Genomic DNA, 19,982 nt, shown 5'->3' with positions numbered 1-19,982 from the left:
CACCCGACGACAGGCCCACCACCACCTCGCCCTGACCGGTCCACCGCGCCAGAACCGCCACGAGCCCCGCCACCACCACCTCACCGGCCGCCCCGACAGGCAACGACGGGGACAGCGCCCGGAACACCGACGCCGCCCGAGCCGGCCACACCGCCGGCCGACGCAGGTCACCCACCAGCTCCAGGGCCTCGGCGTCCACCGCACCGGCCACGGCGTGAGCACGCTCGAACCCGACAGACATGAGCTTGAACCTCCGATTGAAAGGGGGGCGACCGGAAAGCACCTGGCCGGAGTGGCCGGTCAGCCGATGTGCCGTACGCCGGACGGCATGGTGTGACACGCAGGTGCGGGGCGGCGTGGGATGCCGGTACCGCTCACGGGGACGCCCCAGGCGCGTTCCCGTCGGCGCGCAACCCGCCGTACCGCAGGTGATTCGCGGCTCGTGGGGACGGTTCGGCGACCGTACCGGCTCTGCCGGTCGGTCGTGGCCTCGGTGCCGCCCGTCGGGCGGATCCCGACCGGCGCGACATCCGGGCCGGTTCGCGTGCCGGACGGCCGGAGGTGTGGCCGTGGCGTGGGAACAGCCGTGCGGTCAGCGCGTGACCACCGCCCGGATCCCGGACCGTGACCACGTCGCCGATCGGCGGGAGCAGGTCGGTGTCCGATCCGGTCACCCGCGCCTCCCGTCCGTCAGGGCGCCGCGCACCCACGATCGTCCCCATTCGTTGCGGTGAAAGGGAACGACGAACCAATGGGGCCCGACCCTACGAAGCCCCGTGGAGGGGAGTACACCCCTAGAGCTACGTCCCGTCGACCCCTAGTGCCTCGGCCGGAGATCGCGGCCGGGGTTGGCCGGGGCCCGTTCCGCGTGACGGCCGGCATCGGCACGGGTGCGGTCTCGGTGCCGTCGAGTCGGCCATTTGAGCTGGTCAGTGTGGACCAGTCGTGGTTTGTCGGCGGAATGGTCCGCCGCGGCGTCCGTCCACCGTGGATCGTCGACGCCGCCCGGAACGGTTGGTTGCGATCGTCCGGTTGCGACTGCTCATGATCCCGTGGTCCTTCCGAATGCAGCTATTCGGTCAGCCCTCGGACGAGGGTCCCGCTCGGAGCATCGGCGATTCCGGCGGCGAAAAGGGCAGTCCGTGCTCGGCTGACCGGCCCATCCCGGGGCAATGAGATCTGACTATGCTTTCTCGATCATGACCCAGTCGGTGACTGGCATTTCAGACACCGCCTGATGGTGTGCACCTCGCCAACGCAGCGCTGACCACAAGCCAGTCCGCTACCTGGCCGGTCCAGCCTGAGACCCGTCCGGCCGGTGCACGCGGCACGCCCGACTCTCGTGGCCGAGCGGCCTCACCCCGACCCGGGAGCCCACAACGTCCACGTCCTCCGCTGTTCGTGGTCGTGGCGCACCCGGACTTCGTGCCACCCCGAGGCCCCGCGTGGGCCGGCATGTCAGGAGATTCCATGGATGCGCCTATCCAGGTACAGGTGTTCGCTCCGGATGGAGTGGTGCTCGCCCGACCACCGGATCCGGTGGCGACCGCCGGCAGCCGCTATCTCGCCGGCGCGGGCTCCGCCCTGTACAACGGCCTGGACATGATCACCGGACTTCACCTGACGCTGCCGCAGCAGGCGGCGGTCATCTGCAGCGCCGGATCGAGTGCGGAGAAATCACTGCGCCTGCTCAGTCGGTGTGGTCTCAAGACGCCGACTGATCTGCGCGAATTCCGCTCCGGCGCGCAGGCGATGCAGCTCGCCCGGGAAGCCGCCGATCGGGGCGAAGTGCTGGAGTTCCAATTCCCTCCGCACGATCCACAGCTCCGGGAGGCGCGAGCCCGGGTGTCGCCGGATCTGCTGGCCCGCCTCAACAACAAGACCGTGCTGGAAACACTGATCGCACCGGAATATCTGCCCCGTCGCCAGGTCGCCACTCCCGCCGAGGTGCGACGGATCGTGCAGCAGGACCGTCGACCGGCCGTCGTGAAACCGGCCGGTGTCGAGGTGTACAGCGGAATCGCCATCTTCACCAGGCGGTTGCAGGACCGGTTGAACCGGTCACTGTTCAACCAACTGGAACAGGTGAGCGATCGGTGGATCGTCGAGGAGGAGGTGCCCTTCCGGACGATCTGGGGACTCCAGTTCGGCGTGACGGAAAGCGGATCGGTGCATTACTTCGGCGCGTCCGTACACCTGCCGCAGCCCACCTCGACGTGGGTCGGTTGTGTGATGGACGACGACCAGCCGCCGGCGGAACTCGTCGAAGCGCTTACGGTAGGGGTCCGGAAGGCCAGTGCGCTCGGATACCGGGGATACTGCGCGTTCGACGCCGGCATCAGCCGGGACGGCCAACTGCGGGTCATCGACCCGAACTTCCGGGTCAGCGGAGCCACCGCATCCGTGCTGCACCGCAGCTCGCTGCTGGGTCAACACCCCTGCGCCATGACCACGTTCTTCTCGCTCGCGCCCGGTGTCGACGCCGAGCCGATCCTCGCCCCGTTCATCGATCGCGGGGAACTGATCGTGTTCATGCACCACGACCCGGCGGAGACGGACAACGGCCCGCAGCCGGCGACCATCGTCGGCATGGTCGGCGCCTCGGACCGGTACGCCTGCGGAGTGCTGGTCGCGCAGATCCAGCGGGCGCTGGGCAGTTGACGCGTCACCCCCCGGGCCGTGCAGGCGGCCCGGGGGCACCGTCACCCACCCTGACCCGGTACGACCGGCCGTCCTGGTTCGGGGGCGATCCGCTGTCGGCGCTGGAACGAGCTGTCGCGACACGTCGGACCGACCCCGCGCTGACGGCTGTTGAAGCCGACCGCGTCGCCGACGCGGCAGCCCATGTCCTCGCGACGGTGGGTGGGCGGGCGTGGGGCAGCGGCCGGTAGGCCGTCACATGCCGGTGAGGGCGGCGCGGACGGCGGGCTCGGGGACGTCGGCGACCAGCTCGGGGCCGGCCGGGCCGTCGAGCACGAACGACAGGCCGGACGTGGCCTTCTTGTCCCGCCGCATCAGCGCGAGCAACTCGTCGTGGTCGACGCCGGCCGGCAGCGTCGTGTCCAGGCCGTAGTCCGCCACCACGTCCCGGTGCTCGGCCACCCGGGCGGGTGGGATGCGGCCGAGGACGCCGGCCAGCCGGCCCGCGAAGACCGTGCCGACGCCGACCGCCTCGCCGTGTCGCAGCCGGAAGTCGGTGGCCCGCTCCAGCGCGTGCCCCAGCGTGTGTCCGTAGTTGAGGATGTGCCGCAGCCCGGAGTCGCGTTCGTCGGCAGCCACTACCGACGCCTTGAGCGCGACGCAGGCGGCGATCTGCTCCGCCACGGGCCGGTCGCGCAGCTCGCCGGCGCCGATGAAGTGCGCCCGGGCGATCTCCCCGTACCCGTTGCGCCACTCCCGCTCCGGCAGCGTGCCCAGGTGCTCGGTGTCGCAGAGCACCGCCCGGGGCTGCCAGTACACCCCGACGAGGTTCTTGCCCTCCGGCAGGTTGACCGCCGTCTTCCCGCCGACGCTGGCGTCCACCTGGGCGAGCAGCGAGGTCGGCAGGTGGATCACCGCGACACCCCGGTGGTAGAGCCCGGCGGCCAGCCCGACCACGTCCGTGGTGGTGCCGCCACCGCAGGAGACCACCGCGTCGGCGCGGGTCAGCCCGAAGCCGGCGAACGCCCGGCAGAGCTGCTCCACCGTGGCCAGGTTCTTGTCGTGCTCGCCGTCGCGGGCCGGCACCACCCGGTGCGGCACCCCCGGGTCGGGGGTCCACTCCGGCGGTCGGGCCGAGACCACCACGACCCGCCGCGCGCCGACCCGCGCCACCTCCGCCGGCAGCCGGTGACGCACGCCGGGGCCGATCAGCACCGGGTACGCGCGCTCGCCGAGCGCCACCTCGATCCGGGCCGGGTCGGCGGGGCCGGGACGGTCAGGCGCGGACGCGTGCATGCGGTTGCTGTCTCCTCTGCTGCGGGATCGGGGCCGGTGCGGGGGCGGCGGGGCGGTCGCGGACCATCGACAGGCGCAGCGCCAGCGCCGCCAGCGAGTCGACGTCCGGCCCGATACCCCAGCGTTCGTGGGTGAGTTGCGCGTGGTGCGCCAGCAGGAAGCCGCGCGGCGCTGCCGGGTGCTCCCGGCCGACCACGTGGGCCACCCGGTCCAGGTAGAGCTGCCACGCGACGGCGATCTCCCCGCCCAGCGGCAGGTCCCCGGCCGCCAGGACGATCTTCTCCGCCTCGGCGTCCGCCTGCGCGGCCAGGTCCCGCCGTTGCGCCCCGGTGAGCCGCTGGCTGCGGTCCTGCCAGTGCAGGAAGAGGAACGCCAGCCGGTCGGCCGCCGGCACCAGCCCGGTCAGGTGTCGCAGGTGCGCCACGGCCAGCGGCAGCTCGACGCCGGCCAGCCAGGGAGCGTCCCCGCCGAGCAGGGCCAGGGCCAGGTCGCTGCCGGCGGACGCGAGCGGGCCGCCCCGGGCGGCGTCCCGCACCGCGTTCGGGGCCGGCGCGAAGGACACCCGCGGGTCGTACGTGAGCAGCCGCGCCCGGACCGCGTCGAGCGCGGCCGGGGCGGCGTGGAAGCCGAGGCTGAGCCACCGCCCGGTGGACGTGTCAAGCAGGTCGAAGAACCAGTCCGTGCCCGGGTCGGCGCGGCGGGTGGCGGTGACGAGGTCGGTGAGGACCGTGCCGACCAACTCGGGCACCCGCGCGTCCGGGCGTCCGTCGGCCGGCACGGCCAGGCGGGCGAACAACCAGCAGCGTTCCAACGACGGCACCTCGGCTGACGGGGCGGGTGGAGCACGGGGCTCGACGGCCTGCGGGGGTCGCCCCATCATCGGCCTGCGGCGCGTCCCGCCATCGGATCGGCGGCCGGATCTGGGGACGACTTAGGGGGTGACAGGGGTAGGTTGCCGGCCGGGCGCTGGGAAGACTTGGGCCGTTACGGCGAGCGAGTCCAGGCCGCGGACGAGGGAGTCTCGCCGACGGACGGAATGTGGTGACATGCTGCGGAGCGACCTGATCCAGCCGTTGCCCGACCTGCTCGCGGCCCACGCCGCCAGGTTCGGCGACAAGGTCGCGTTCCGCGACGACCGCAGGGCGGTCGGGTACGCCGACCTCCACGCGCGGACCCGCCGACTGGCCGGGCACCTCGCGGCGTCGGGCGTCGGGCGGGGCGACCGGGTGGCCTTCTGCCTCGGCAACCGCGTGGAGACGGTGGAGACCTGGCTGGCCGTCACGCGGGCGGCGGCAGTCGGCGTACCGCTGAACCCGCGCAGCACGGATGCGGAACTGGCCCACCTGCTGGACGACTCCGGCGCGGTGCTGGTGGTCACCGACCCGGAACACCTCGACCAGGTGCTGCGGTTGCGCGCCGAGCGGCCGGGTCTGCGGGTGGTGGTCACCGGGGACGGTCCGGTGCCCGCCGGGGTCACCGCCTGGAACGCGCTGGTCGACACCGAGCCCGGTGTGGCCGCCCGCGACGACCTGGGCCTCGACGAGGTCGCCTGGATGCTCTACACCTCCGGCACCACCGGCCGGCCCAAGGGCGTGCTCTCCACCCAGCGCACCTGCCTCTGGTCGGTCGCCTCCTGCTACGTGCCGATCCCCGGGCTCACCGCCGCCGACCGGGTGGTCTGGCCGCTCCCGCTGTTCCACAGCCTCTCCCACATCGGGTGCGTGCTCAGCGTGACCGCGGTCGGCGCCACGGCCCGGCTCGTCGACGGCTTCTCCGCCGACGACGTGCTGCGCGCGGTCGACGAGGACGAGGCCACCGTGCTGGCCGGCGTGCCGGCCATGTACCACCACCTGGTCACCGCCGCCCGGGAGACCGGCTTCCGCGCCCCGGCCCTGCGGGTCTGCCTGGTCGGCGGGGCGATCACCACCGGCGCGCTGCGGCGGGCGTTCGAGGAGGTCTTCGACGCGCCGCTGCTCGACGCGTACGGCAGCACGGAGACCTGCGGCTCGATCGCCGTCACCCGGCCGGATCGGCCCCGCGTCGAGGGCTCCTGCGGGCTCGCGGTGCCGGGCGTCGACGTGCGCCTGGTCAGCCCGCAGACCGGCCTGGACGTGCCGGCCGGCGCCGAGGGCGAGGTCTGGGTGCGCGGGCCGAGCCTCATGCTCGGCTACCACGGCCTGCCGGAACTCACCGCCGCCGCCTTGCGCGACGGCTGGTACCGCACCGGCGACCTGGCCCGGCGCGACGCCGACGGCAACATCTTCGTCACCGGGCGGCACCAGGAGTTGATCATCCGGGGCGGCGAGAAGATCCACCCCGCCGAGGTGGAGGAGGCGCTGCGCGCGGTGCCCGGCGTCGCCGACGTGGCGGTGACCGGCCGGCCGCACGACGTGCTCGGTGAGGTGCCGGTGGCGTTCGTGGTGCCCGGGCCGGAGGGTTTCGACCCGCGCGCCGGGTACGCGGCCTGCCGGGAGAAGCTCTCCTACCACAAGGTCCCCGAGGAGCTGTACGAGATCGCGCGGGTGCCCCGCACCGCCTCCGGCAAGGTCACCCGCCGGCTGCTGCTCGACCGGCCGGCCCGGCTGCGCGCCGTCAACGGCAGCCACCACGAGACGCTGAGCCGGCTCGCCTGGCAACCGCTGGACCTGACCGCCGTACCGCCGGTCGAGGCGCCCGTGCCGACGGCGGCCCTGACCGCCGCCGCCCCGGCCCGCCGCTGGGCGGTCGTCGGGCCCACCGGCGCGGCACTGGTGGAGGCGCTGCGCGCGGCGTCGACGGGGGACAGGTTCCGGTCCCACCCGGACCTCGCCGCCCTGCGTGGGGCCCCGGACGTACCCGACGTGACGGTGCTGGCGGTCGACCCGGCCGACGCCGTCCCGGCGGACCTCGCCGACCGGCTGCGTGGCTGGCTCGACGACGACCGCTTCGCCGGCACCCGGCTGGTGCTGCTGACCGCCGGGCCCGGCGACGCCACCTCGGCGTCCGCCGAGACCGGCGAATCCGTCGACGCGGCCAGCACGACCGCCGGGACCGACCCGGCGGCGGGCGCGGTGCAGGCCCTCGGACGCTGCCTCCAGGCCGCGCACCCGGACCGGATCGTGCTGGTCGACCACGACGCCGACGCGGCCTCGATCGCCCTGCTGCCCGCCGCGGTGGACGCCGGCGCCGCGCAGGTCGCGCTCCGTGCCGGGACCGCCCGGCACGCGGTCCTCGCGCCCGCCCCCGCGACCATGCCGGCGCGGCCGGCCGTGGTGGTCGACCCGGCCCACCCGGCCGTGGTCACCGGCGCCGACGGGCCGACCGGCGCGGCGCTGGCCCGACACCTCGTCGCCGCGTACGGCGTCCGCCGGCTGCGGCTGCCGCACACGGGCGCCACGGCCGCGCCCGCGCTGGCCGACCTGGCCGCCGAGCTCACCGCCGCCGGCGCCGAGGCCGTCGCACTGCCCGCCGACCAGGCGGGCGACGAGCCGGCCGGGGCGGTCTTCCTCTGCCTGGCCGAGGGCGACCTGGCCGACGACGACGCCGTCGACCGGCTGCTCGGCCTCGCCGGGACGCTGGGCGACGCCGCCCGGCACCCGGCCGCCGCGTTCACCGTCCTGGCCCCGTCCGCGCTGCTGCTCGGCGCCGCCGACCGGGAGCGGGCGGCGTCGGCCGTCGGCGCCCTGCACGCCCTGGCCGCCCACCGCCGGGCCGCCGGCCTTCCGGCCCGGCTCGTCGGCACGACCGCGCGCGCCGACCGGGAGCCGGCCACGCCGGCCACGGCCGGGGAGACGACCGGCGACCTGCCGGCGGAGGTGCGCGCCGACCTCGCCGCGTTCGACGTGGCCCACGACGGCGACGAGCTGGTGCTGCTCGCCCGACCGGCGGGCCACGCCGACGCCGCGCACCCCGCCTGGCGTACGCCCGTCGGGGCCGACCGCGACGTCGCCGACGACCGGGAGGCGGCCGAGCTGCGCCGCCGGCTGGCCGGGCTGACGACCGCCGAGGGCGACCGGATCCTGCTCGACCTGGTCCGCGCCGCCACCGCCGAGGTGGCCAACCTGCCCGGGCCGGCCGCGGTCCGCCCGGGCCGGGCCTTCAAGGAACTCGGCTTCACGTCGGTTAGCGCGGTCGCCCTGCGCGACCGGCTGGCCCGGGCCACCGGGGTACGGCTCTCCGCGACGGCCGCGTTCGACCAGCCCAGCCCGGACGCCCTCGCCCGACACCTCGCCGCCCGGCTGCGCGGCGCCACCCCGGAGCCCGGCGCGGTGCCCGACCGGCCCGCGCCGGCGTCCACGGTGGACGACCCGGTGGTCGTCGTCGCCATGGCCTGCCGGCTCCCCGGCGGCGTCAGCTCCCCCGAGGAGCTGTGGGAGCTGGTCGACCAGGGCCGGGAGGGGCTCACGGAGTTCCCCGCCGACCGGGGCTGGGACCTGGCGCACCTGTTCTCCGACGACCCCGACCGCCCCGGCACCTCGTACGTCCGGGTGGGCGGTTTCCTCACCGACGCCGCCGACTTCGACGCCACCCTCTTCGCGATCAGCCCCCGCGAGGCGCTGGCCATGGATCCGCAGCAGCGGCTGCTGCTGGAGACGTCCTGGGAGCTGTTCGAGCGGGCCGGCATCGACCCGACCTCGCTGCGCGGCAGCGCCACCGGCGTCTTCACCGGCGTCATGCACCACGACTACGCCGCGAACCTGCGCCAGGCGCCGCCCGGCACCGAGGGCTACCTCGGCGTCGGCACCGCCGGCAGCGTCGTCTCCGGCCGGGTCGCGTACGCGCTGGGGCTGGAGGGGCCGGCGGTCACCGTCGACACGGCGTGCTCGTCGTCGCTGGTGGCGCTGCACCTGGCCGCCCAGGCGCTGCGCGCCGGGGACTGCTCCCTCGCGGTGGCCGGCGGCGTGGCCGTGATGGGCACCCCGCAGGCGTTCGTCGAGTTCAGCCGGCAGCGTGGGCTCGCCCCGGACGGCCGGTGCAAGGCGTTCGCCGAGGGCGCCGACGGTACCGGCTGGTCCGAGGGCGTCGCCGTGCTGCTGCTGGAACGGCTCTCCGACGCCCGCCGGCGTGGGCACCCCGTCCTCGCCGTGCTGCGCGGCTCGGCCGTCAACCAGGACGGCGCGTCCAACGGGCTCACCGCCCCCAACGGCCCCGCCCAGGAGCGGGTCATCCGGCGGGCGCTGGCCGTCGCCGGCCTCGCCGCCGCCGACGTGGACGTCGTCGAGGCGCACGGCACGGGCACCCGGCTCGGCGATCCGATCGAGGCGCAGGCGCTGCTCGCCACGTACGGCGCGGGCCGCGGCGACGCCGAGCCGCTGCGGCTGGGCTCGCTGAAGTCCAACCTCGGTCACACCCAGGCCGCCGCCGGCGCCGCCGGGGTGATCAAGATGGTGCTCGCCATGCGGCACGGGACGATGCCCCGCACCCTGCACGTGGACGCCCCGACGTCCGAGGTGGACTGGTCCGCCGGCGCGGTCGAGGTGCTCACCGAGGCCCGCCCGTGGCCCGACGTGCGGCGGCCCCGCCGGGCCGGCGTCTCGTCGTTCGGGATCAGCGGCACCAACGCCCACGTCATCGTCGAGGCCCCCACTGCCGACCCGGCGACCGACGGGCCGCAGCCGCGGACCGAGCCCACCGACGGCCGGCGGACGCCCGTGCCGTGGCTGCTCGCCGCCGCCTCCGGCGAGGCGCTGCGGGACCAGGCGGCCCGCCTGCTGACCTGGCTCGACGGGCCCGGGGCGGACGCCGACCCGGCCGATGTCGGGCACGCGCTCGCCACCACCCGTGCCGCCCTGGAGCACCGGGCGGTCGTGCTGGCCGGTGATCCGGCCGCCGCCCGCGCCGGGCTGACCGCGTTGACCCGGGGCGAGCCGGACCCGGACGTCCCGGCGCTGCTGACCGGCCGGGTCGTCGACGGCCAGCTCGGCCTGCTCTTCGGCGGGCAGGGCGGCCAGCGTCCCGGCATGGGCCGCGAGCTGCACGCGGCGTACCCCGTCTTCGCCGACGCGTTCGACGCCGCCTGCGCCGAACTCGACCGCTGCCTCGCCGGCCACGCCCCGCACCCCGTCGCGGACGTGGTGTTCGCCCCCGAGGGCAGCGACCTGGCCGAGCAGCTCGACCAGACCCTCTACACCCAGCCGGGGCTGTTCGCCTTCGAGGTGGCCCTCTACCGCCTGCTGGAGTCCTGGGGCGTACGCCCCGACGCGGTGCTCGGGCACTCCGTCGGCGAGCTGGCCGCCGCGCACGTGGCCGGGGTGTTCCCGCTCGCCGACGCGGCGGCGCTCGTCGCCGCCCGGGCCCGGCTCATGCAGCAGTTGCCCGCCGGGGGGGCGATGGTCGCCGTCGAGGCCGACGAGGCCGAGGTCGCCGCCCACCTGACCGACCGGGTCGGTCTCGCCGCCGTCAACGGCCCGACCAGCGTGGTCGTCTCCGGCGACACCGACGCCGTACTGGCCGTTGCGGCCACCCTGCGCGCCGCCGGGCGGCGGACCAGCCGGCTACGGGTGTCGCACGCGTTCCACTCGCCGCGCATGGAGCCGATGCTCGACGCGTTCCGCGAGGTGGCGGCCGGTCTCACGTACCGCACCCCGCACCTGCCGGTGGTGTCCAACCTGACCGGCCACCCCGTCGACCCGGCCCGGCTCTGCTCGCCCGACTACTGGGTGGCGCACGTGCGGGGCACCGTCCGCTTCCACGACGGCGTGCGGGCCCTGCACCTGCAGGGGGTCACCACCTTCCTGGAACTCGGCCCGGCCGGCGTGCTCACCGCGATGGCCCAGGACTGCCTCGCCGCCGAGTCCGACGAGCTGGCCTTCGTGCCCGCCGTGCGGGGCGGCGCCGACGAGCCGGCGGCGCTGCTCGCCGCCGTGGCGCGGCTGCACGTGCGGGGCGTCGCCGTGGACCGCGCCGCCCTCGCCGGACCCGGCCCGCACCGCCCGGTCGACCTGCCCACGTACGCCTTCCAGCGCCGGCACTACTGGCTGCCCGCCGGGGCAGCGGCCGGCGGCCCGGCCGGCATCGGGCTGGCCGACGCCGGGCACCCGCTGCTCGGCGCGGTGCTGCCGGTCGCCGGCACCGGGCAGGTGGTCTGCACCGGCCAGGTCTCCGCGGCCACCCAGCCGTGGCTGGCCGCCCCCGGCGACGGTGCGCCGGCGCTGCTGCCCGCCACCGCGCTGCTGGACATGCTCACCCATCTCGGCGAGCAGCTCGGCACCCCGGCCGTGGAGCGGCTGTGTGTCTCCGAGCCGGTGCCGCTGCCCGCCGAGCTGACCGTCGAGGTACAGGTCGTCGTCTCCGCGCCCGACGAGCACGGGCGCCGGACGGCGCGCTGCCACGTCCGGCCCGGCGACGGGCAGCCGTGGCGGGAGGTCGCCGAGGCGGTGCTCGCCCCGGTCGATTCCGATAGCGGGCACAGCGTCCACGCCCCGGCCTGGCCGCCCGCCGGGGCCCGGCCGGTGGACCTGACCACCCCGCAGCGCCGGGCGGTCGCAGGGGAGCTGGCCCGGGCCGCGTGGGTCGCCGCCGACCGGCTCTTCGTCGACGTACGCCTGCCCGAGGACGCGCGGGATCCGGACGCCGAGCGGTACGGCGTGCACCCGCTGGTGCTGGACGCGGCCCTGCGCCTGCTCCCGCTCGCCGACTTCGCGCTCGGCACCGACACCTCGCCCACCCCCGACGCCGCGCCCACCTCCGACCCCGCGCCCACCGATGACGCCGCGCCCACCGCCGACCCCGACGCCGCGCCCACCGTCCGGCTGGTGCCCGCCGACTGGACGGGCGTGCGCGTCCACGCCACCGGCGCGCACGCGCTGCGCGTCAGCCTGGCCCCCGCCGGGGCGGACGCGGTGACGCTGAGCGCCGTCGACGACGCGGGCGCGCCCGTGCTCGACGCGGACCGGGTCGTGCTGCGGTCCGTGGCGCTGCCGCCCGCCGACGCGCCGGCGCCCGCGCCCGCCCCCGCCGGGCTGTACGCCGTCGACTGGCTGCCGGCGGCGTTCCCGGCGACGCCGGCGCCCTCCTGGACGCTCGCCGACGACACGCCCCCGGACGGGCCGCTGCCGCCGCTGCTGGTGCTGCGCGTCGGCGACGGCGAGCCGGGCGGCCCGGTGCCCGACCGGGCGCACGCCGTCGGCCTCGCCGTCCTCGACGTGCTCCAGCGCTGGCTGGCCGACCCCCGCGCGGAGACCACCCGGCTGGCCGTGGCCGTCCGCGACGGCGACCCGGTGCACGCCCCGGTGGCCGGGCTGGTCCGGGTCGCCCAGGCCGAGCACCCGGACCGGTTCCTGCTGCTCAGCCTCGACGCCACCGACGACGCCACCGTCCGGGCGGCGCTGGCCGTCGCCGCCGACCAGCCCGAGGTCGCGGTCCGCGACGGCCGGGCGTTGCTGCCCCGGCTCCGCCCGGTCGAGCACCCGCCGGTCGGCACGCCGGCCCCGGCGCTGGCCGGCGGCACCGTGCTGGTGACCGGCGGCACGGGCGGGATCGGCCGGCACGTCGCCGCCCACCTCGCCACCGTGCACGGCGTCGCTGAGCTGGTCCTGCTCAGCCGCACGGGCCGGGCCGCCGACTGGACCACCGACCTGGCCGACGCCGGCGTCACCGTCCGGGTGGTCGCGGTCGACGTGGCGGACCGGGCGGCCCTCGCCGAGGTCGTCGCAGCGCTGGCCGACCGGCTGGTCGCCGTGGTGCACGCCGCCGGGGCCACCGACGACGCGCTGCTCACCGACCTCGACCCGGCCCGCTGGGAGCGGGCCCTGCGGTCCAAGGTGCACGGGGCGTGGCACCTGCACGAGCTGACCGCCGAGCTGGACCTGGCCGCGTTCGTGCTGTTCTCCTCGGCCGCGGCCGTCTTCGGCAGCCCCGGCCAGGGCAACTACGCGGCCGGCAACGCGTTCCTCGACGCGCTCGCCGCGCACCGCCGCGCGCACGGCCTGCCGGCGACCGCCCTCGCGTGGGGGCTGTGGGCCACCGAGGACGGGATGGCCGGCCGGCTCACCCCGGCCGACCTGGCCCGGCTCGCCCGGGGCGGCACCCGCCCCCTGGACACGGCCGCCGGCCTGGCGCTGCTCGACGCCGCGCTGCACGCCGACCGGCCGGCGCTGGTGCCGATCGGGCTGGACCTGGCCGCCGTCCGGGCCTCCGGCGAGGTGCCCGCCCTGCTGCGGGCGCTGCTGCCCCCGCCGCCCCGCCGGGCCGTCAACGCCGCCGCCGCGCCGGCCGCCACCGGTGGCTTCGCCGACCGGTTGGCCGAGCTGGCCGAGCCCGACCGCGCCGCCCTGCTGCTGGACCTGGTGCGCACCCGCTGCGCCACCGTGGTCGGGCACACCGGCCCCGAACAGGTCGAACCGCGCCGCCCCTTCAAGGAACTCGGCTTCGACTCGCTGATGGCGGTGGAACTGAGCAACCGGCTCACCGCCGTCACCGGCGTCCGGCTCGCCCCGCACGCCGTGTTCAATCATCCCACCCCGGAGCTGCTCGCCGCGCACCTGCACGCCCGGCTGCTCGGCACCGCCGCCGCCGAGGTCACCGACGCCACCACCGTCGCCCTGGACGAGCCGGTCGCCGTCGTCGCCATGGCCTGCCGGTTCCCCGGCGGCATCGGCTCCCCCGAGGAGCTGTGGCGGCTGCTCGACGCCGGCGCGGACGTCATCGGCGACCTGCCCGGCGACCGGGGCTGGCCGCTGGCCGACCTCTACGACCCGGTGCCCGGCACGCCCGGCCGGACGTACGTGCGGGCCGGCGGGTTCCTCACCGGCGTCGCCGACTTCGACGCCGAGTTCTTCGGCATCAGCCCCCGCGAGGCCCTCGCCATGGACCCGCAGCACCGGCTGCTGCTGGAGACCTCGTGGGAGGCGCTGGAACGCGCCGGCATCGACCCGGTCACCCTGCGCGGCAGCCGCACCGGCGTCTTCGCCGGCACGCACGGCCAGGACTACGCCAACCAGGTCGCCCCGGGTGTCGCCTCCGACGACGGTGAGGTCACCGCCGACGAGGGGCACCTGCTCACCGGCACGGCCGGCAGCGTCCTGTCCGGACGGGTCGCGTACGCGCTCGGGCTGGAGGGGCCGGCGGTCACCGTGGACACCGCCTGCTCGGCGTCGCTGGTCGCGCTGCACCTGGCCGTCCAGGCGCTGCGCCAGGGCGACTGCGACCTGGCCCTGGCCGGCGGCGTGTCCGTGATGTCCACCCCGGCCGGGCTGACCGGGTTCAGCCGTCAGCGTGGCCTCGCCGCCGACGGGCGGTGCAAGGCGTTCGCCGAGGACGCCGACGGCTTCGGCATGTCCGAGGGCGTCGGGATGCTGGTCGTGGAACGCCTCTCCGAGGCCCGCCGCCGGGGCCACCCGGTGCTCGCCGTGGTCCGTGGCTCGGCGGTCAACCAGGACGGCGCGTCCAACGGGCTGACCGCCCCGAACGGGCCGTCCCAGGAGCGGGTCATCCGGGCCGCGCTGGGCGCCGCCGGGCTGACCCCCGCCGACGTGGACGTGGTGGAGGCGCACGGCACCGGCACCTCGCTGGGCGACCCCATCGAGGCGGAGGCGATCCTTGCCACGTACGGGCAGCGCCCGGCCGACGCCGCGCCGGTGCTGTTGGGCTCGGTCAAGTCCAACCTCGGGCACACCCAGGCCGCGGCCGGCGTGGCCGGGGTGCTGAAGATGGTCCTCGCCATGCGGCACGGCCGGCTGCCCCGCACGCTGCACGCCGAGCGCCGCAGCTCGCGGGTCGACTGGGACGCCGGGTCGGTGGAACTGCTCACCGAGCCCCGCCCGTGGCCCCGGGCGGACCGGCCGGCCCGCGCCGGCGTCTCGTCGTTCGGCATCAGCGGCACCAACGCCCACGTGATCGTCGAGGCCGTCGCCGACCCGGCGCCGGCCGGGGAGGCCGCCGGGTCCGCCCCGCAGCCGCCCGTCGGGCCGACCCCGGAGGCGGTGGCCGGGACGACGCCGGAGCCCGCCGTCGGGACGCCCCGCGCGCTGCCGTGGCTGCTCTCGGCGCGTACCCCGGAGGCGCTGGCCGGGCAGGCCCGCCGGCTGCGGGCCCACCTCGCCGAGCGACCCGACCAGCGCCCCCTCGACGTGGCCTGGTCGCTGGCCACCGGCCGGAGCGCCTTCGACGCCCGCGCGGTGCTCGTCGGCGCCGACCCGGACCGGATCGCCGCCGCCCTCGACGCGCTCGCCGAGGGCCGGCCCGACCCGGCCGTGGTACGCGGCGACGTCGGGCCCGTCGGCAGGTGCGTCTTCGTCTTCCCCGGCCAGGGCTCCCAGTGGCTCGGCATGGGGCTGGACCTGCTCGACCAGTCCCCGGTGTTCGCCGAGCGGATGGCGGCCTGCGAGGCGGCCCTGCGGCCGTACCTGGACTGGTCGCTGCTGGACGTGCTGCGTCGGGCGCCCGGCGCGCCCGGCCTCGACGAGGTCGACGTGGTGCAGCCCGCCCTGTTCGCGATGATGGTGTCGCTCGCCGAGCTGTGGCGCTCGTACGGCGTCCAGCCCGCCGCCGTGGTCGGCCACTCGCAGGGCGAGATCGCCGCCGCCTGCGTCGCCGGGGTGCTCTCCCTGCCCGACGCCGCCCGGGTCGTGGCGCTGCGCAGCCGCGCCATCCGGGCGTTGGCCGGGCACGGGGCGATGGCCTCCGTCGCGCTGCCCGCCGACACGGTCCGCGAGCGGATCGCCCGGTTCGGCGACCGGATCGCGGTGGCCGCTGTGAACGGCCCGGCCGCCGTGGTGGTCTCCGGCGAGCCGGCCGCGGTGGAGGAACTCCTCGCCGAACTGGGCGCCGAGCAGGCCCGGGTGCGGCGGATCGCGGTGGACTACGCCTCCCACTCGGCGCACGTGGAACGCATCCGCGACGATCTGGCCGAGGTGCTGGCGGGCATCACCCCCGGCCCGGCGGCCGTGCCGCTGTTCTCCACCACCGACCTGCGCTGGCTCGACGGCGAGGAGATGGGCCCCGACTACTGGTACCGCAACCTGCGGCAGCCGGTCGAGCTGGAGCGGGCCGTCCGGTCGCTGGCCGACCAGGGCCATGACACGTACGTCGAGTGCAGCCCCCACCCGGTGCTCACCGTCGGCATCGAGGAGACCCTCGCCGACCACGACGGCGGGACCGTGGTGGTCGGCTCGGTGCAACGCGACCAGGGCGGCCACGACCGGTTCCTGCTCTCCCTGGCCCAGCTGCACGTGGCCGGGGTCCCCGTCGACTGGCGGCCCGCGCTGGCCGGCGGCCGGCGGGTCGACCTGCCCACGTACGCGTTCGCCCACCGCCGCTACTGGCCCCGGCCCGTCGCCGGCCCCGGCGACGTCGGCGCCGCCGGCCTGGACGCCGCCGGGCATCCGCTGCTCGGGGCGTCGGTGGCGCTGGCCGAGGCGAGGGGACACCTGTTCACCGGGCGGCTGTCGACCGACGTCCAGCCGTGGCTCGCCGACCACCGGGTCACCGACAGCGTGCTGGTGCCCGGCACCGGCCTGGTGGAACTCTGCCTGCGCGTCGGCGACGAGATCGGCCACCCCGTCCTCGACGAGCTGGTCATCGAGGCCCCGCTGACCCTGCCCGCCAACGGCGCCAGCCAGATCCAGGTGGCGGTCGGGGCGGCCGGCGACGACGGGCGCCGCTCGGTGACCCTGCACTCCCGGCCCGCCGACGGCCCGGCCGGGAGCCCGTGGACCCGGCACGCCAGCGCGACCCTTTCCGCCGTCCAGCCCACCCCACCGCCGCAGCTCACCGACTGGCCGCCGCGCGACGCCCGCCCCGTCGACCTGACCGGGTTCTACGCCACCCTCGCCGCCGACGGCTACGCGTACGGGCCGGCGTTCCAGGGGCTGCGGGCGGTGTGGACCAGCGGCGACGAGGTCTACGCCGAGGTGGAGCTGCCGGCGGTCCAGCGGGTCGACGCCGACCGCTACGGCCTGCACCCGGCCCTGCTCGACGCCGCCCTGCACGCCGCCCACTTCGGCGGCCTCGCCGACGCGGGGGCCGGCCGGCTGCTGCTGCCGTTCGCCTGGAACGGCGTCACCCTGTACGCCACCGGCGCGACCGCGCTGCGGGTCCGGCTCACCCAGGTCGGGCCGTACGCCATCGCGGTGACCGCCGCCGACCCGACCGGCGCCCCGGTCGCCGACGTGACCGCCCTGACGATGCGGCCGATCTCGGCCGCGGAGCTGGCCGTCACCGACGACAGGGCCACCCGCGACGCCCTGTTCCGCCTCGACTGGACGCCCCTGCCGCCGGCCGACGGGGTCGCGCCGGTCGCGGCCGTGGCGGTCGCCCCCGGCCTCGACGGGTTCCCGCTCCACCCGGGGCTGGACGGGCTCGCCGCCGCCGTCGACGCGGGACTGGACCTGCCCGGGGCCGTGCTCGTGCCGCTCGACGCGGAGCCGGCGCAGCCGGCCCCCCAGGCGGCCCGCCGCGCCGCCGTCGCGGCCCTCGACATGGTCCGGCGCTGGCTCACCGAACCCCGCTGGGCGGCCTCGCGGCTGCTGCTGGTGACCCGCGGCGCGGTGGCCGTGCACGGCGCCGGCGAGGTCACCGACCCGGCCGCCGCGGCGGCGTGGGGACTGGTCCGCTCCGCCCAGTCGGAGAACCCGGACCAGGTGGTCGTCGTCGACGTCGACGCCGACGGGATCGACCCCGACCAGGTCGCCGCGCTGCTGGCCGCCGCCGAGCCGCAGGCCGCCGTCCGCGGCGGCGTCGCGTACGTGCCGCGGCTGGCGCGGGCCGGCTCGGCGGGCGAACTCGCCGCGCCGCCCGCCACCGCGTGGCGGCTGGACGCGCCGGTGCGCGGCAGCCTGGAGAACCTCACGCTCAGCCCGACCGACGCCGCCGACGCCGTCCTCGGCCCCCGCGAGGTCCGCGTCCGCGTCCACGCCGCCGGCCTGAACTTCCGCGACGTGCTCAACGCGCTCGGCCTCTACCCGGGCGACGCGGGGCCGCTCGGCGGCGAGGGTGCCGGGGAGGTCGTCGAGGTGGGCGCCGAGGTGACCGACCTGCGCCCCGGCGACCGGGTGTTCGGGGTGTTCGTGGGCTGCTTCGGGCCCGTCGCGGTCACCGACCGCCGGCTGCTGGCCCCGATGCCGGCCGGCTGGTCGTACGTGGCGGCCGCTTCCGTGCCGGTGGTCTTCCTGACCGCGTACCACGGCCTGGTCAACCTGGCCGGGCTCGGCCGGGGCGAGTCGGTGCTGGTGCACGCGGCGGCCGGCGGCGTCGGCATGGCCGCCGTGCAGCTCGCCCGGCATCTGGGCGCCGAGGTGTACGCCACCGCCAGCCCCGCCAAGTGGGACGCCCTGCGGGCGATGGGCATCGACGAGGACCACCTGGCCTCGTCCCGGACCCTGGACTTCGAGACCCGGTTCGCCGACGCCACCGGCGGCCGGGGCGTCGACGTGGTGCTGGACTCCCTGGCCCGCGAGTTCGTCGACGCCTCGCTGCGGCTGCTGCCGCGCGGCGGACGGTTCGTCGAGATGGGCAAGACGGACATCCGGGACGCCGCCCGGGTCGCCGCCGACCACCCGGGCGTCGACTACACCGCCTTCGACCTGACCCTCGAGGACCCCGACGAGGTGCAGCGCATGCTCGTCGTGCTGCTGGGGCTCTTCGAACGCGGCGCGCTCACCCCGCTGCCCACGCAGGTGTGGGACGTGCGCCAGGCGCCGGAGGCGTTCCGCTACGTCAGCCAGGCCCGGCATGTCGGCAAGGTGGTGCTCACCATGCCCCGGGCGTGGGACCCCGACGGCACCGTGCTGCTCACCGGCGGCACCGGGACCCTGGGCCAACTGGTCGCCCGGCGACTGGTCGAGACCCACGGCGTACGACGGCTGCTGCTGGTCAGCCGCCGGGGCGAGCAGGCCCCGGGCGCGGCCGAGACGGTCGCCGAGCTGCGAGCCCTGGGCGCCGAGGCCACGGTGGTGGCGGCCGACGTCTCCGACCGGGACAGCCTGGCCGGGGTGCTGGACGCGGTGCCGGCGCGGCACCCGCTGACCGCGGTCGTGCACCTCGCCGGGGTGCTCGACGACGGGGTGGTCACCGCCCTGACGCCGCAGCGCCTCGACACGGTCTTCGCGCCGAAGCTCGACGCCGCGTGGCACCTGCACGAGCTGACCCGGCACCTCGACCTGGCCGGCTTCGTGCTGTTCTCCTCCGGCGCCGGCGTCTTCGGCGTGCCCGGCCAGGCGAACTACGCGGCGGCCAACGCGTTCCTCGACGCGCTCGCGCTGGCGCGCCGCGCCGAGGGGCTGCCGGGCCGGTCGCTGGCCTGGGGCCTGTGGGAGCAGGCCAGCGAGATGACCGCCAAGCTGGACCGCACCGACCCCCGGATCACCGCCCGGGACGGGCAGCTCGCGATCCCGTCCGACCTGGGCATGGCCCTGTTCGACGCGGGCCTGCGGACGGCCGAGCCGGTGCTGGTGCCGACCAGGATCGACGTCGCCGCCCTCGGCGCGGTCGACCGGCCCCCGGCCCTGCTACGCGGACTGACCCGGCGGGAACGGCCCAGCGCCCGGTCGGCCGCCCCGGCCACCGGCGGCCGCACCCTCGCCGACGAACTGGCGGCCCTGGCCGGTCCCGACCGGCACACCCTGCTGGTCGACCTGGTCCGCGAGCAGGCGGCGAGCGTGCTCGGGCACGGCAGCCGCGCGGCGGTCGCCCCCGGCCGGGCGTTCAGCCAGATCGGCTTCGACTCGCTGACCGCCGTCGAGCTGCGCAACCGGCTCACCACGGCGACCGGAATGCGCCTGCCGGCCACGCTGATCTTCGACTACCCGGACCCGAACGCGCTGGCCGAGTTCCTGCTCGCCCAGCTCGCGCCGGACACCGGCCCCGACGTTCCGCCGGTCCTCGCGGACCTGGAGAACCTGGAACGCTCGCTGACCGAAGCCAGCGTCGAGCCGGAGCTGCACGCCCAGATCGGCTCCCGGCTGGAGGTGCTCATCGCCAAGTGGCGGACGATGCGCGCCGGCTCGGACGGCAGCCCCGACCTCGACATCGACCTCGACCGGGCCAGCGACGACGAGATCTTCGACCTCATCGACGCCGAACTCGGCCTCTGACCGCCGTCCGGCCGCCCCGGACGGCGCAAACCGTCC

Annotated in this window: 5 protein-coding genes; 2 read left to right on the top strand and 3 right to left on the bottom strand. The window is 76.7% G+C overall.

The features are described 5' to 3' along the window. A partial coding sequence (locus tag ACGFZ2_RS33350; protein ID WP_393460776.1) for a hypothetical protein occupies nucleotides 1-241 on the bottom strand: 241 nt, incomplete at its 3' end. A gap of 1,229 nt (nucleotides 242-1,470) precedes the next feature. Here ACGFZ2_RS33350 and ACGFZ2_RS33345 point away from each other — a divergent pair. Continuing rightward, entirely contained in the window at nucleotides 1,471-2,661 is a 1,191-nt protein-coding gene (locus tag ACGFZ2_RS33345) for an ATP-grasp domain-containing protein (RefSeq protein WP_393460773.1), read from the top strand. A 234-nt stretch (nucleotides 2,662-2,895) separates the two neighbouring features. On the opposite strand, the gene ACGFZ2_RS33340 is transcribed toward ACGFZ2_RS33345, so the two are convergent. Both ACGFZ2_RS33340 and ACGFZ2_RS33335 read right to left on the bottom strand, forming a co-directional pair. After that, a complete protein-coding gene (locus ACGFZ2_RS33340; protein ID WP_393460770.1) occupies nucleotides 2,896-3,936 on the bottom strand; it encodes a 3-dehydroquinate synthase family protein in 1,041 nt (346 codons plus the stop codon). Then, a complete protein-coding gene (locus ACGFZ2_RS33335) occupies nucleotides 3,917-4,756 on the bottom strand; it encodes a hypothetical protein (RefSeq protein WP_393460767.1) in 840 nt (279 codons plus the stop codon). The genes ACGFZ2_RS33340 and ACGFZ2_RS33335 overlap by 20 nt, the downstream gene beginning before the upstream one ends. 226 nt (nucleotides 4,757-4,982) lie before the next feature. On the opposite strand from ACGFZ2_RS33335, the gene ACGFZ2_RS33330 reads away from it, so the two are divergent. Then, nucleotides 4,983-19,946 carry an SDR family NAD(P)-dependent oxidoreductase gene (locus ACGFZ2_RS33330; protein WP_393460764.1) on the top strand — a complete coding sequence of 4,988 codons (14,964 nt, stop codon included), beginning with the start codon at nucleotides 4,983-4,985 and terminating at the stop codon, nucleotides 19,944-19,946. Nucleotides 19,947-19,982: the final 36 nt, after the last annotated feature.

The organism is Micromonospora sp. NPDC048063, from assembly GCF_043202855.1.
GTDB lineage: Bacteria > Actinomycetota > Actinomycetes > Mycobacteriales > Micromonosporaceae > Micromonospora.
The sequence above is the reverse complement of the archived record's forward strand: the minus strand, read 5'-3'. Positions and strand labels throughout refer to the sequence as shown.

Bases quoted from the DNA above. Each gene is read 5' to 3' on its own strand.
- ACGFZ2_RS33330 (WP_393460764.1), top strand. From the start codon at position 4,983: ATGCTGCGGAGCGACCTGATCCAGCCGTTGCCCGACCTGCTCGCGGCC.
- ACGFZ2_RS33345 (WP_393460773.1), top strand. From the start codon at position 1,471: ATGGATGCGCCTATCCAGGTACAGGTGTTCGCTCCGGATGGAGTGGTG.
- ACGFZ2_RS33340 (WP_393460770.1), bottom strand. From the start codon at position 3,936: ATGCACGCGTCCGCGCCTGACCGTCCCGGCCCCGCCGACCCGGCCCGG.